The following is a 12,668-nucleotide window of genomic DNA, read 5'->3' on the forward strand; positions in this document are numbered from 1 at the left end:
CCCGTCGTCGTTAATCGCGGTCGTCATCGCCGTGGCGGCGCCAGCGATCGCGATCATGATCGTGGTGGTGCTTTTTCTCTTTCTTCCAGTAATGCTTGTCGCAACGGCGGTCGCACTTGTAATAACGGCCATCGCGCGAGTAGTAGTATTTGCGCCAATAGTCGCGGTCGCGCCAGCGATAGCCGTCCCAGTAATAACCACGCGGGCTGCGGTCGCCGAGATAGCGTCCCTGATGGCCTTGCCACCAGTCGCGATCGCGCCAGTCGTAACCGTCCCAGTAACGGCCGCGATTGTCCTGATCGCCGATGCGCAATGAAACGCCCGGCATCAGATCGATGCTGATCCCTTCGGCGTGCGCCTGCTGTGCGGCGGGCAGTACCGTCGCCGCCAAGATGGCGGCCAAGAGCAGAGGTTTAAACATGACTTCTCCTTTCCGCTTGCGCGGCCTGGCCGTTGATCACTTTATGAAGCGCGTTCATCAGTTTAAAAAACGGCCTTATCGTTATTTTTACTGCAATATCGGCATCATAGCGCCGGCGCATGGGGTTGAATCTGAGAGCCACTCTGAAAAGGGCGCCGGAGGCCGAGATTTGAGATTTTTCTGGGGCATCGCCGCTCAATTGAGCGGCGGGATTTGTAAGCGATTACAATAAAATGTTCTCGATCTGCGCAAGCTCTTCTTCAGTGAAGTGACGATTGGCCAGCATGCCCACCGCGTCTTCTATCTGCGCAGTCTTGCTGGCGCCGATCAGCACCGAGGTAACGCGATCACCGCGCAGCACCCAGGCCAGCGCCATCTGCGACAGCTTCTGCCCGCGTTGCCGAGCCAGCGCATCGAGGCGGCGCACCTTGTCCAGTCGGTCGGCGGTCAGCTGTTCCGGCTGCAGGAAACGGCTGCCGCTGGCGGCGCGGGAATCTTGCGGGACGCCGTGCAGATAACGATCGGTCAGCAGGCCGCCCGCCAGCGGGGAGAAGGCGATCGCGCCGACGCCATGATTCGCCAGTGTATCCAGCAATTCCGCCTCCGGCCCGCGTTCCAACATCGAATACTTGGGCTGGTGGATCACGCACGGCGTACCGAGCCGCTGCAGGATGTCGAACGCCTGGCGCGCGCGCTCGGCCGGGTAGTTGGACAAACCGACATACAGCGCTTTGCCCTGGCGCACCAACAGATCCAGCGCCGCCATGGTTTCTTCCAGCGGCGTGTCCGGGTCCGGCCGATGGTGATAAAAGATATCCACATACTCCAATCCCATGCGCCTGAGGCTCTGATCGAGGCTGGCGACCAGGTACTTTTTCGAGCCCCAATCGCCGTAGGGGCCGGGCCACATGGTGTAACCGGCTTTGGATGAGACGATCAGCTCGTCGCGCCAGGCCCGCAGATCGGCGTTAAGAATGCGGCCAAAGTTCTCCTCGGCGGCGCCGGGCGGCGGGCCGTAGTTATTGGCTAAATCGAAATGGGTAATGCCGCGATCGAAGGCGCAGCGGATCAGACCGCGGGCGTTGTCATACAGCGTGGCGTCACCGAAGTTGTGCCACAGCCCGAGCGAGACGGCGGGCAGCTTCAGCCCGCTGCGGCCGCAGCGCCGGTATTCCATATCTTGATAACGCGTAGGGGAGGCTTGGTAGGACATAGTTATCCTTGTCGGCGAGAGATAAAGTGCCTTGAGTGTATACGTTTCCACGCTGCACCGCCGCGGGAGCGATCACAGCGCCGGCATGTAACGCCAGGTTGCCGCTCGACACGGAAAGCGCTGTTCGAAAATTAACCGGCATCTTCGATACTTAAAGATAATCGCTTCAGCTGCAGACAGGTGATGATCATGACTCAGATCTACACGGTGGCCGATTATCTGCTCGATCGTCTGGCCCAGATTGGCATCCGCCACGTCTTCGGCGTGCCGGGGGATTACAACCTGCAATTCCTCGATCACGTCATCGCTCATCCGCAAATCACCTGGGTAGGCTGCGCCAACGAACTGAACGCCGCCTACGCCGCCGACGGCTATGCGCGTTGCAAACCGGCCGCGGCGCTGCTCACCACCTTCGGCGTCGGGGAGCTGAGCGCGCTGAACGGCGTGGCCGGCAGTTATGCCGAATACCTGCCGGTGATCCACGTGGTGGGCACACCGGCGCAGCGTGCCCAGCGCGCCGGCGATTTGCTGCACCATTCGCTGGGCGATGGCGACTTCACTCACTTTGCGCGGATAGCCAAAGAAGTCAGCGTCGCACAGGCCAATCTGACCGCCGACAACGCCGCCAGGGAGATCGACCGCCTGATCGACGCCGCCTTGCTGGAGCATCGTCCGGTTTATCTGATGCTGCCCAGCGACGTAGCGGAAGCGCCGCTGCCGGCCAAACCGGCGCCGCTGATGCTGCGCCAGGCCAGGCTGTCGCGGAGCGCATTGCAGGCGTTTATCGCCGCAGCGCGTGAAAAGCTGCAATCGGCACGGCAAGTGTCATTGCTGGCGGACTTTCTGGCGGACCGCTTTGGCGTTGAAACAGCGCTGGATAACTGGATGCAGGAGGTGGCTATCCCGCACGCCACGCTGCTGCTCGGCAAGGGCGTGCTGGATGAGAACCGCGACGGTTTTGTCGGCACCTACAGCGGCGGCGCCAGCGCTGCGGCGACCAAAACGCTGATTGAAAATGCCGATGTCGTGATCACCGTTGGCGTGCGTCTCACCGACACCATTACCGGAGGATTCACGCATCATCTGCCGGCGGAAAAATGCATCGATATCCAACCGTTCGAAGCCTGGGTCGGTCGTCAACGGTTCAGCCGCATCCCGATGTGCGCCGCCGTGCAGGCGCTGCACCGCCTGACTCTGTCGCTGGCGTCGCGCTGGCCGTTGCCGACGATCGGCCGTCCGGCGCTGCCGGAAGGCGATGGGGAAGGGTTGGATCAGCACGCCTTCTGGCGGCAGATACAGGATTTCCTGCGGCCGGGGGATATCGTGCTGGCCGAGCAGGGCACGGCCTGTTTCGGCGCCGCGACCTTGACGCTGCCGCGCGGCAGCCGGATGATCGTGCAGTCGCTCTGGGGCTCGATCGGCTATACCTTACCGGCGACCTTCGGGGTGCAAACCGCCGAACCACAGCGCCGGGTGGTGCTGTTGATCGGCGACGGCGCCGCGCAATTGACCGTGCAGGAGCTGGGATCGATGCTGCGCGACGGGCTTAAACCGGTGATTTTCGTGCTGAATAATCAGGGCTACACGATTGAACGCGCTATCCACGGGCCGGAGCAGAGTTACAACGACATCGCCCGGTGGAACTGGACGCAGCTGCCAACGGCATTGGCCGATGGGCGGCCGGTGACGGCGTTGCGGGTCAGTCAGCCGGAGGCGCTGCGCCAGGCGCTGAGTGAGGCGGCGCAGGGCGACCGGCTGGCTTTCATCGAAGTGATGCTGCCGAAGATGGATATTCCCGAACTGCTCGATACGATCTCGCGCGTCATTCAGTCGCGCAACGCCGCCGCCTGAGCCGCGTCGTCTTCCAGCAATCGCTCCAGCATCCAGTACCCCGCCGGGCCCGGCGGGGTCAGTTTGGACCATACCGCATCCACCGAAATCAGTTTGGGCCAGCCGCGCGGGCGCAGCTGGGTGAGCCTGCCGTGGCCGTATTGTTGCACCAGCCAGTGCGGCAGCACCGCCCAACCGAATCCCTGTTCCGCCATCTCGAGCAACAGCAGATAGCTGGGCGCCGACCAGACCAGCCCGCCTTGTCTGGCCGCTTCGGCGCCGGTGTAAGTATTCAGGATCAGCTGACGAGTGCTGGATAATTGCTCCGGGGTCGGCGCGGCGACCTGCGCCAGCGGATGCTGATGGGCGACGAACAACCCCATTTCGGTCTGCTCAGGCAGGCGGGAGAAGGCGATATCCGGCGGATAGGTTTTTTGCACTTCCACCATGCCCAAATGCGCGCGGCCGCTTTGCAGCAGATCGATGACGTCGCCTTCCTCGGCGATCATCCATTCCAGCTCAATCTCCGGGTAACGTTGTTCAAACCGCTGCATCAGGCTGTCGTGATGCTTCGGTTGGTAGGTATCGGAAAATACCATGCTCAGGCGCGGTTCGACATTGCCCGCCAGCTGAATGCTCAGCGCGTCGAGTCGCTCGCTGGCGGCGAGGATCTCCTGCACGTGCCCCAGCACCTTGCGGCCGGCGGCGGTGAGCACCGGTTGGCGCGCACTGCGATCGAACAGCGTCAATGCCAGGTCGGCTTCCAGATTGGCGATGGCGGTGCTGACGGTGGATTGGCTTTTGCGCAGCTTGCGCGCGGCGGCGGAAAATGAGCCGAGGGCGGCGGCTTCAACGAACGCCTGTAACGCTTCCGGTGAATAGTGCATATATCTGCTTTATCGATGGAACCTATTTTTAATCTACCCAAAAAAGCGATGATAATCACCTGGCTTTCGCAACAACTGTTGAAAAAAAGGTGATGTATGCAACTGCAAAACAAGTCTCTCATTGAACGTATCGTCCACGCCGTCGGTTTCGAGGCCATCGCCGTGATGGTTTGCGCCCCGCTGGGCGCGTGGTTGTTGAACCGCTCAATGGTGCAGGTCGGTGCGTTGGCGGTGATGCTCTCCACCGTCGCGATGCTGTGGAACATGGTTTACAACACGGTGTTCGACCGCCTGTGGCCGGTCAGCCGGGTGGTGCGTAACCTGAAGGTGCGTGCGCTGCACGCCGTCGGCTTTGAAGCCGGTTTTATCCTGATCGGCGTGCCGATCGCCGCCTGGATGCTGAGTATCTCCTGGGCGCAGGCGTTTATGCTGGAAATCGGTTTCTTCCTGTTCTTCCTGCCGTACACCATGGCCTATAACTGGCTGTACGACACGCTGCGCCAACGCTGGTTCGAAGCGCGCCAGCCGATCAATTCCGGCGCCAAATAAGGCGTCGTCAGCCCGGCGATTCTCAGGTAAGGTCAGAGGATCGTCGGAAAATGCTGAGGAACGAAGGATGAAAGTGTTGGGTCTGCTGGGCGGCATGAGTTGGGAATCCACCATTCCGTATTACCGCACCATCAACGAGCAGGTAAAGGCGCGCCTCGGTGGGCTGCATTCGGCCAAAATCGTGCTCTACAGCGTCGATTTTCAGGAGGTTGAACGCTTGCAGCACCAGGGCGATTGGGATGGCGCCGGTCGGCTGCTGGCCGCCGCCGCGGTGGCTTTGCGCGCCGCCGGCGCCGAAGCTATCGTGATCTGCACCAACACCATGCACAAGGTGGCGGAGGCGGTCGAGCAGGCCAGCGGCCTGCCGCTGATTCACATCGCCGATGCCACGGCGCTGCAGGTGCGGGAGAAAAACATTCGCCGCGTCGGGCTGCTGGGCACGCGTTTTACCATGGAGCAGACCTTCTACCGAGGCCGCCTGCAGGAATTGCACGGCATCGATGTGGTGACGCCGGTCAGCGCCGATCGTGACATCGTGCACCGCATCATCTATGACGAACTCTGCCTCGGCAAAATTCGCGACGCCTCGCGCGACGAGTATCGCCGGATCATCAGCGATCTGGAACAACAGGGCGCGCAGGGGATTATTTTCGGCTGCACCGAGATAGGGTTGCTGGTGAGCGAGCGGGATGCCTCGGTGCCGGTGTTCGACACCACCGCGATCCACGCTCGCGCCGCCGCGGCGTTCGCGCTGGCCTAATCGTCGTGCGGCGGTTGCCGGCGGTTCACCAGCATCAAGGGTTTGCCCGCCAGCGCCAGCCAGGCGGGTAGCATCACGATGCACAAGATCGGCAGCAGGTGCAGATCCGGCACCACCGCCACCGCCATAAACAGACTGAGCCAGCCGTCGCGCGTGACCACCAGCACCAGCCCCATGATGGCGCAGGAGACCGTGATCGCCGCCGGCACCGCCGGAACGTGCTGATGCAGCATCAGCCCCAGCGCCACGCCGACGAACACCGCCGGGAAGATGCGCCCGCCGCGAAAGCCGCAGGCGGCGGCGATCACCAGCGCCGCCAGCTTGGTCAGGGTAACGGCCAACAGCGCCGGCACCGAATAGTTGCCGTCTGCCGCGAGGCGCTTCATTTCATCCAGCCCTTTGAACAGGGTAATCTCACCGCCTACCAGCGCCAGCAGGCCCAGCACAAAGCCCCCCAGTCCTAGCATCAACACCGGATTCTTCATCGAATGGAACAGGCGGTGAACGTGCGGGAAGCACCACAGCGCCACCATGCCGAGCGCGATGGCGATCAGCGCCACAATGGCGCCGCTGAAGATGTCCGGCAGCCGCGTCACGTCATAGGCGTCGAGCTGCAGGGCGAAGTTGGGAACGAAGAATATCTGGGTGGTGACCGCGCCGGCAGCGGCGGCCACCAGCGGGGCGAACAGCCGATCCCACAACGGCGTTTCGTTATTGCCTGCCAGGGTTTGCGAGAAGATCAGCGCGGCGGCGACCGGTGTGCCGAACATTGCGCCGATGGTGCCCGCGGCCGCCAGGATAATCCAGTCCATGCGCGGCACTTTCGGCAGCAGGCGAGCCCCAGCCGCCGCTACCAGCGCGATATTGATGGCGGTGATCGGGTTTTCCGGCCCCAGGCTGACGCCGCCGGCCAGGCCGACGATCAGCGCCAACCCCAGCCCCGGCAGGGCGGAGAGCGGCAGGGGCATGCCGATCAGCGATTCCGTCGCCGGATCCGGCCCGGCATGGCCCGGCATATAGCGCACGATCAGGCCGACCGCCACACCGGTCAGCGTCAACATTGCGACCGGCCACCAGGGCGACTGGGCGTCCAGGCTCAGCGCATCGGGCAGCGTTACCCACAGTAACTGCTGCAGTGCGGCGGCGATTTTCATCACCAACAACAGCACCAGACTGGAGGCGGAACCGATAATCAGCGCAGGCAAAGCAAAGGCCAACATGGCATTGGCGCGCGGATGCAGCATGGATAATCCCTTGTCGATGCCTCCCGGCAGGGCAGGGAGAGCGGGTGGTTGGACAGTGGCCACAGCTTGCCAGACTATCGGCGCGCAGGCACGCATTGATATTGCCCGGCGTCGATGACGGTTAACAGTCGCCGAGGGGCGTTTTTTGCCGCAATTTGTTTCAAAGCGCGGCGTCGCGGGCCAGCTGAAACGTTTTTTGTGATCCGGATCGCTATTGGGGCGCAGATCCGAGGCGGGTGATTGTTGTTTTCGCAGCAGGATTTTACAGTGTGGGCAGCTTTTTATTTTTCATTTTGCGGAGACGAAATCAATGACCTATGCCCTCGTAGGTGATGTTGGCGGCACCAATGCCCGCCTGGCGTTGTGCACTGTTGCGACGGGTGAGATTACCCAGGCGAAAACCTATTCCGGCCTGGAGTTCGACAGCCTGGAGGCGGTGATCCGCCACTATCTGAAAGCGTGCGATATCGAGGTGCAGGACGCCTGTATCGCGATCGCCTGCCCGGTGACGGAAGACTGGGTTGCGATGACCAACCACAGCTGGGCGTTCTCTATCAAAGAAATGAAGGCCAACCTGGGGTTGAGTCATCTGGAAGTGATCAACGATTTCACCGCCGTCTCGATGGCGATCCCGATGCTCTCGCCGGACGACGTGCTGCAGTTTGGCGGCGGCGATGCGCAGCCGGGCAAACCGATCGCGGTGTACGGCGCCGGCACTGGGCTGGGTGTTGCCCACCTGGTGCAGGTCGATCGCCGCTGGGTCAGCCTGCCGGGCGAGGGCGGCCATGTCGATTTCGCACCGAACAGCGAAGAAGAAGACATTATTCTGGAGGTGCTGCGCGGTGAAGTGGGGCACGTTTCCGCCGAGCGCGTGCTGTCCGGGCCGGGCCTGGTCAACCTGTATCGCGCCATCGTCAAGGCGGACAACCGCCTGCCGGAGAAACTGGAGCCGAAGGACATTACCGAGCGGGCGCTGGCCGACAGCTGCATCGACTGCCGCCGTGCGCTGTCGCTGTTTTGCGTGATCATGGGGCGCTTCGGCGGCAACCTGGCGCTGAATCTGGGCACCTTTGGCGGCGTGTACATCGCCGGCGGCATCGTGCCGCGCTTTATGGAATTCTTCAAGGCCTCGGGTTTCCGCGCCGCCTTCGAAGATAAAGGGCGTTTTCGTGACTATGTGCGAGACATTCCGGTGTTCATGATAACCCATGGCCAACCGGGCCTGCTGGGAGCCGGCGCGCATCTGCGCCAGACGCTGGGCATGCAGCTGTAAGCAACGCGGCGGCACGATAAAAAAAGGGGCGCAACCCGCAGGTTGCGCCCCTTGTCGTTTTCGCGGGGTATCAGGCTTTGGCCAGCTCTGCCGCCTGTGCCGTTTCTTCGCTTTCCACTTCCACGGCTTTCGGCGCTTTGATGAACAGCGTAATCAGCAAGGAGGCGGCGGACAGGACGCCAATCACCATGAAGGTGGCGTGGAAGCCGCCGAAGTATTTGGCGACGAACGAACCGGCCAGCGCGCCCAGGCCGAAGCCCTGGTAGATGATGCCGTAGTTCTTGCTGTGGTTTTTCAGACCGAAGAAGTCGCCGACAATCGCCGGGAACACGGTGATGTTGCCGCCGAAGCAGAAGGCCACCGCGCCGACGCAGATGAAGAACAGCGTGTGGTTCAGAGTCATGAAGCTCAGGGCGACAATCGCCAGCACGGTAACCAGCATGGTGAAGCTGATGACGCGCATACGGCCCACTTTATCGGACAGCGTCCCCAGGATGATGCGGCCGGCGGTGTTGAAGATGGCAACGGCGGACACGGTGTTGGCGGCGGTGGCCAAATCCATCCCGGCCAGTTGAACGCCCATGTCTTTCACGATGCCAATCAGGTACAGACCGCTCATGCAGGCAGCGAAGAAGATGGTGAACAGCAGGTAGGCTTCTTTGGTGGCCAGCATCTGACGCACGCTGTAGTCGTTGCCCAGACCGTTGGCGCCTTGCTGCGCGGCGTTGGTCGTCAGCACCGGCTCTTTCAGCAGCAGGGAGCCGACGACGATCAGGCCCATCACGATGGCACCCCAGTAGAAGAAGGCACCGGAAACGCCGACGTCGGCGATCAGGGCGGCATTGACGTATTTGAACAGCAGGCTGCCGCTGCCGAAGGCGCCGACGGAGATGCCGGAAATCAGGCCTTTGTTGGCCGGGAACCATTTGATCAGGTTGGACAGGGTGGATATGTAGGCGATACCGACCGCAAAGCCCACCACCACGCCGGCCAGCAGGTAGATCATGTCGAGAGAGCTGACGTGGGCGCTGGCGATAAGGCCCAGGCCGACCAGGATGCCGGAGCACAGCGTCAGGTTGCGGATGCCGAAGCGTTCTTGCAGCTTACCGGCGAACAGCGTGGCGAAGGCCAGGAAGAAGCTGGTGATGGAGAAGGTGGTGGCGACGTCCGCCAGCCCCCAGTGGAACTTGTCGACCAGCGGCTGGTTGAACAGGCTCCAGGTGTAGATGGTGCCCAGACCCATCTGACAGATGATGGTGCCGAGAACGATTAAGCTGCGATTTGCCGGTTTGGTGTTCATGGCCGGTCTCCTTCCTGTGTGTGCGTTGCCGGGCGTGAGCCGTTGGCTGAAATTTGCGGGGTGAATCAGCGTTCCCGCGGTATGGGCTTATTATATGGCCGGCCCCTGCGGCGGGCGGCGGATCGGGAATGAGTTGCACGACGGAAGGAATGAAATGCATTTTATGCGGCGTGAGTTGCCGTTTTTGCGCCTGAAAGCCCGTGAAATGCCGGGGGTGACACGTGATCTACATCAAAGATATCAACGATTTATTGTTAATCGCCGGTGAACGATTGTGGTGGAATTGTGAAGGATGCGTCTGAAAGGCGTAAATCGGCATTGCGCCTATAGAGCGGCGGTGAGCGCGGGGCTATGTTATCTGCGATCGGACAAGGTCCGCTCTGCAGGAGCCATGAAATGAAAAAAACGCTGTTGTTACTGGCTGCGCTGCTGGCGCTGCCGCTGGCGAGCCAGGCCGACGTCTCCATCGGCGTGAACGTGCCTGGCCTGTCGTTGCATATCGGCGATCGCGACAATCGCGGCCATTACTGGGACGGCTATCGCTGGCGCGATCCGCGCTGGTGGGCCGATCACCGCCGGTATGAACGCCCGCGCGGGTACTATTACGGCCCGCCGCCCCGGGTGATTTACTACGGGCCGCCGCGGCGCGACTGGCGCGACCGGCCGCATTACCGCATGCCGCCACCGCCGCCGCCGGGGTATTACTACCGTCCGGGCCCGCGCTGGTAAGCGCTTACAGGCGCATCAGCTTGCGGAACTCTTTCACCTTGCTGCGGCTGACCGGCACTTCAAACTCGAGATCGCTCAGCCGCAGAATGTAGGTATTGTTGAACCAGGGCACGATCTCGCGGATCTTCGCCAGGTTAACGCAGTAAGAGCGGTGGCAGCGGAAGAAATGCTCTTCCGGCAGCCTGCCGTAAAACTCGGTGATGTTCATCGGCATCACGAACTCTTCCCGGCGGGTATAGACCCGCGTCACCTTTTCATCGGCGGCGGCGTAATAGATGTCGTTGATGTCGGTAACGATGATCCGCTCGTCTTTGATCAGGTTGATGCTGTGGCTGCCGCGGCTCGGCGCGCTGGCCGGCTCCGTCGCGCCGGCGGGGCGATGATGCAGCGCCTCCAGCTTTTGCAGCATGGTGACGATGCGCGCCTCGTGATAGGGCTTGAGGATATAGTCGAACGCTTCGATCTCGAACGCTTCCACCGCGTGCTCTTTATAGGCGGTGATGAACACGATAGACGGGCGATGCGCGAATTTGCTGATGTTTTGCGCCAGCAACACGCCGTCCAGCGACGGGATGTTGATGTCGAGGAAAATGGCGTCGACCTGGTGAGTCTGCAGGTATTTGAGGACGTCGAGGCCATCCTCGAAGGTGGCGACGATATCGATATTGCTGTGTTTCTTGATCAGGTAGCTGAGTTCTTCCTGCGCGAGGAATTCGTCTTCCACGATAATGGCTTTCATGAGGCCTCCCCGACCGGCGGCGCGCTCGGCTCCTGATGCAGCTTGCCGCCGTTTTTGCTGATGTAGAACGCGATTTCGGTGCCCGGCTCCAGGCGGCGGATATGCAGCCCTTCACCGTACAACAGCGACACGCGGTGGTGTACGTTGAGCAGGCCGATATTGTGGCCCGGCATCTCGTTGCGCGCCACCCGATCGATGGTTTCCTGATTGATGCCGTGGCCGGTATCCTTCACCGATATTTTCACCCGGTCGCCCTGATCTTTCACTGCGATCACCACTACCCCTTTGCCCTTGCAGGGCTGGATGCCGTGCACGATGGCGTTCTCCACCAGCGGCTGGATCAGCAGACTCGGAATGCGCACCGAGACGTCGTCGTCGATGTCGTAAATCACCGTCAGCTTGGCGCCGAAACGCGCCTGTTCGATGGCGATGTAATCCTGGATCTGATGCAGTTCCTTGCGGATATCGATCAGTTCGTCGTTCAGCTCCAGGTTGTAGCGCAGGTAGCGCGACAGGTTGATGATCAGCTGGCGCGCGGTGTCCGGATTCAGGCGGATGGAGGAAGAGATGGCGTTCAGCGCGTTGAACAGGAAGTGCGGGTTAATCTTGCTCTGCAGCGCGCGCATTTCGGCTTTATCCGCCATCTGACGCAGGTGCTCGATGCGCGAAACCTCCATCTGGGTGGAGATGATCTGCGACAGCCCGACCGCCATCACTTTCAGCGTGTTAGTGATCTGGTGAGCGTGGCAGTAGTAAATTTTCAGCGCGCCGGTCACTTCGCCTTTTTCCCACAGCGGCACCACCAGCTGCGAATGGATCTGCGGCGCGGCCGGGTTTTCCAGGTTGTTTTTGATGATGATTTTGCCGTGGCGAATGCTTTCGCGAGTGACGCGGCTCAGCCCTTCGCGGCCGATCGGGTAGGCTTCGCGCCCTACGCCGACGTAAGCCAGCACCTGATGGGTATCGGTGATCGCCACCGCGTCGGCGCGGATATCCTGGCGGATGATATCGCAGATGGTGGCCAGCGATTCGCTGTTGATGTTGCGGAAATAGGGCAGCGTCTTGTGGGCGATATCCAGCGCCAGCTTGGCCTGGCGCGCGGCGATCACTTCTTTCTCATCCTCGACGCTCTGCACCAGCAGCACGATCAGGCCGATGCACACCGTGCCGAGGATCATCGGCAGGGCGATCTGCGACACGATGTCCAGCCCGAGCTCGGTCGGCTTGGCCCACAGCACGATCAGCAGCATGGTGAGGGATTCGCACAGCATGCCGCCGACGATGCCGGCGCGCCAGCGCTGCTCTTTTTTGACCTTGAGGTTGATGTAACCGGCGCTGATGCCGGCGATGATGCTGGTGATAAGGCAGGGCACCGAGGTGATGCCGCCGATGTCGATCAGATAACGGTGCACCCCGGCGATGATGCCGGTGACGATCCCCACCCAGGGGCCGAACAGGATGCCGCCGGCCATGATGGCGATGACGCGCACGTTGACCAGCGAGCCCTCAACGTTGATGCCGGAGTAGGTGCTGAACAGCGCGAACAGCGAGAAGATTGCCGTGACGATGCCGAGCTCAAGCGGCGTATGGTCTTCTTTTTGCAGCAGTTGGCGGAACAGCCGGGTGCGGGTCAGGAAAAACAGACAGATCAACATCAGCGCGGCGCGATCAAACACCGCCAACAGCATTTCAAAAAAAGGGTGCACGACGGGTTCTCGCTGCG

General features: G+C 61.5%; 13 protein-coding genes. 6 read left to right on the plus strand and 7 right to left on the minus strand.

The window, feature by feature from the left end; all coding sequences use genetic code 11:
- Positions 1-10: 10 nt before the first annotated feature.
- The gene (locus J0X03_RS06360; protein ID WP_160204467.1) at positions 11-421 is read right to left on the minus strand and encodes a DUF2502 domain-containing protein; all 411 of its coding nucleotides are present in this window, start codon (positions 419-421) and stop codon (positions 11-13) included.
- Here J0X03_RS06360 and J0X03_RS06365 point away from each other — a divergent pair.
- Positions 420-653 (plus strand): hypothetical protein, encoded by a 234-nt coding sequence (locus tag J0X03_RS06365; protein WP_127897177.1) that lies wholly within the window; start codon positions 420-422, stop codon positions 651-653. The two genes, J0X03_RS06360 and J0X03_RS06365, sit on opposite strands and share 2 nt — an antisense overlap.
- Here J0X03_RS06365 and mgrA read toward each other — a convergent pair.
- A complete protein-coding gene (gene mgrA / locus J0X03_RS06370; protein ID WP_160204466.1) occupies positions 645-1,634 on the minus strand; it encodes an L-glyceraldehyde 3-phosphate reductase in 990 nt (329 codons plus the stop codon). The genes J0X03_RS06365 and mgrA overlap by 9 nt on opposite strands.
- A gap of 189 nt (positions 1,635-1,823) precedes the next feature.
- On the opposite strand from mgrA, the gene J0X03_RS06375 reads away from it, so the two are divergent.
- Complete coding sequence (locus tag J0X03_RS06375; protein ID WP_201750824.1) at positions 1,824-3,485, plus strand: alpha-keto acid decarboxylase family protein; 1,662 nt, start codon at positions 1,824-1,826, stop codon at positions 3,483-3,485.
- Here J0X03_RS06375 and J0X03_RS06380 read toward each other — a convergent pair.
- Positions 3,461-4,351 carry a LysR family transcriptional regulator gene (locus J0X03_RS06380; RefSeq protein WP_060660405.1) on the minus strand — a complete coding sequence of 297 codons (891 nt, stop codon included), beginning with the start codon at positions 4,349-4,351 and terminating at the stop codon, positions 3,461-3,463. The two genes, J0X03_RS06375 and J0X03_RS06380, sit on opposite strands and share 25 nt — an antisense overlap.
- Before the next feature lie 96 nt (positions 4,352-4,447).
- On the opposite strand from J0X03_RS06380, the gene J0X03_RS06385 reads away from it, so the two are divergent.
- Both J0X03_RS06385 and J0X03_RS06390 read left to right on the plus strand, forming a co-directional pair.
- Positions 4,448-4,900 (plus strand): multidrug/biocide efflux PACE transporter, encoded by a 453-nt coding sequence (locus J0X03_RS06385; protein WP_016926809.1) that lies wholly within the window; start codon positions 4,448-4,450, stop codon positions 4,898-4,900.
- A 67-nt stretch (positions 4,901-4,967) separates the two neighbouring features.
- Positions 4,968-5,660, plus strand: a complete 693-nt coding sequence (locus tag J0X03_RS06390) for an aspartate/glutamate racemase family protein (RefSeq protein ID WP_019453821.1) — start codon at positions 4,968-4,970, stop codon at positions 5,658-5,660.
- Here J0X03_RS06390 and J0X03_RS06395 read toward each other — a convergent pair.
- Entirely contained in the window at positions 5,657-6,904 is a 1,248-nt protein-coding gene (locus J0X03_RS06395; protein ID WP_101453272.1) for an ion channel protein, read from the minus strand. The two genes, J0X03_RS06390 and J0X03_RS06395, sit on opposite strands and share 4 nt — an antisense overlap.
- 310 nt (positions 6,905-7,214) lie before the next feature.
- Between J0X03_RS06395 and glk the strand changes: the two genes are divergently transcribed.
- Positions 7,215-8,177, plus strand: a complete 963-nt coding sequence (glk, locus tag J0X03_RS06400; RefSeq protein WP_025303754.1) for a glucokinase — start codon at positions 7,215-7,217, stop codon at positions 8,175-8,177.
- A 70-nt stretch (positions 8,178-8,247) separates the two neighbouring features.
- Here glk and J0X03_RS06405 read toward each other — a convergent pair whose 3' ends face one another.
- Positions 8,248-9,477 carry an L-lactate MFS transporter gene (locus J0X03_RS06405; protein ID WP_122016652.1) on the minus strand — a complete coding sequence of 410 codons (1,230 nt, stop codon included), beginning with the start codon at positions 9,475-9,477 and terminating at the stop codon, positions 8,248-8,250.
- 396 nt (positions 9,478-9,873) lie between these two features.
- On the opposite strand from J0X03_RS06405, the gene J0X03_RS06410 reads away from it, so the two are divergent.
- Complete coding sequence (locus J0X03_RS06410; protein ID WP_033643938.1) at positions 9,874-10,206, plus strand: DUF2502 domain-containing protein; 333 nt, start codon at positions 9,874-9,876, stop codon at positions 10,204-10,206.
- A 4-nt stretch (positions 10,207-10,210) separates the two neighbouring features.
- Here J0X03_RS06410 and J0X03_RS06415 read toward each other — a convergent pair whose 3' ends face one another.
- Positions 10,211-10,945: a LytR/AlgR family response regulator transcription factor gene (locus J0X03_RS06415; RefSeq protein ID WP_025303751.1), complete on the minus strand. Its 735-nt coding sequence runs from the start codon at positions 10,943-10,945 to the stop codon at positions 10,211-10,213.
- A complete protein-coding gene (locus tag J0X03_RS06420) occupies positions 10,942-12,633 on the minus strand; it encodes a sensor histidine kinase (protein ID WP_025303750.1) in 1,692 nt (563 codons plus the stop codon). Before J0X03_RS06420 ends, J0X03_RS06415 begins: the two co-directional genes overlap by 4 nt.
- Between the last annotated feature and the right edge of the window lie 35 nt (positions 12,634-12,668).

Origin of the sequence: Serratia ureilytica (genome assembly GCF_017309605.1) — a bacterium.
In the GTDB taxonomy this organism is placed as follows: domain Bacteria; phylum Pseudomonadota; class Gammaproteobacteria; order Enterobacterales; family Enterobacteriaceae; genus Serratia; species Serratia ureilytica.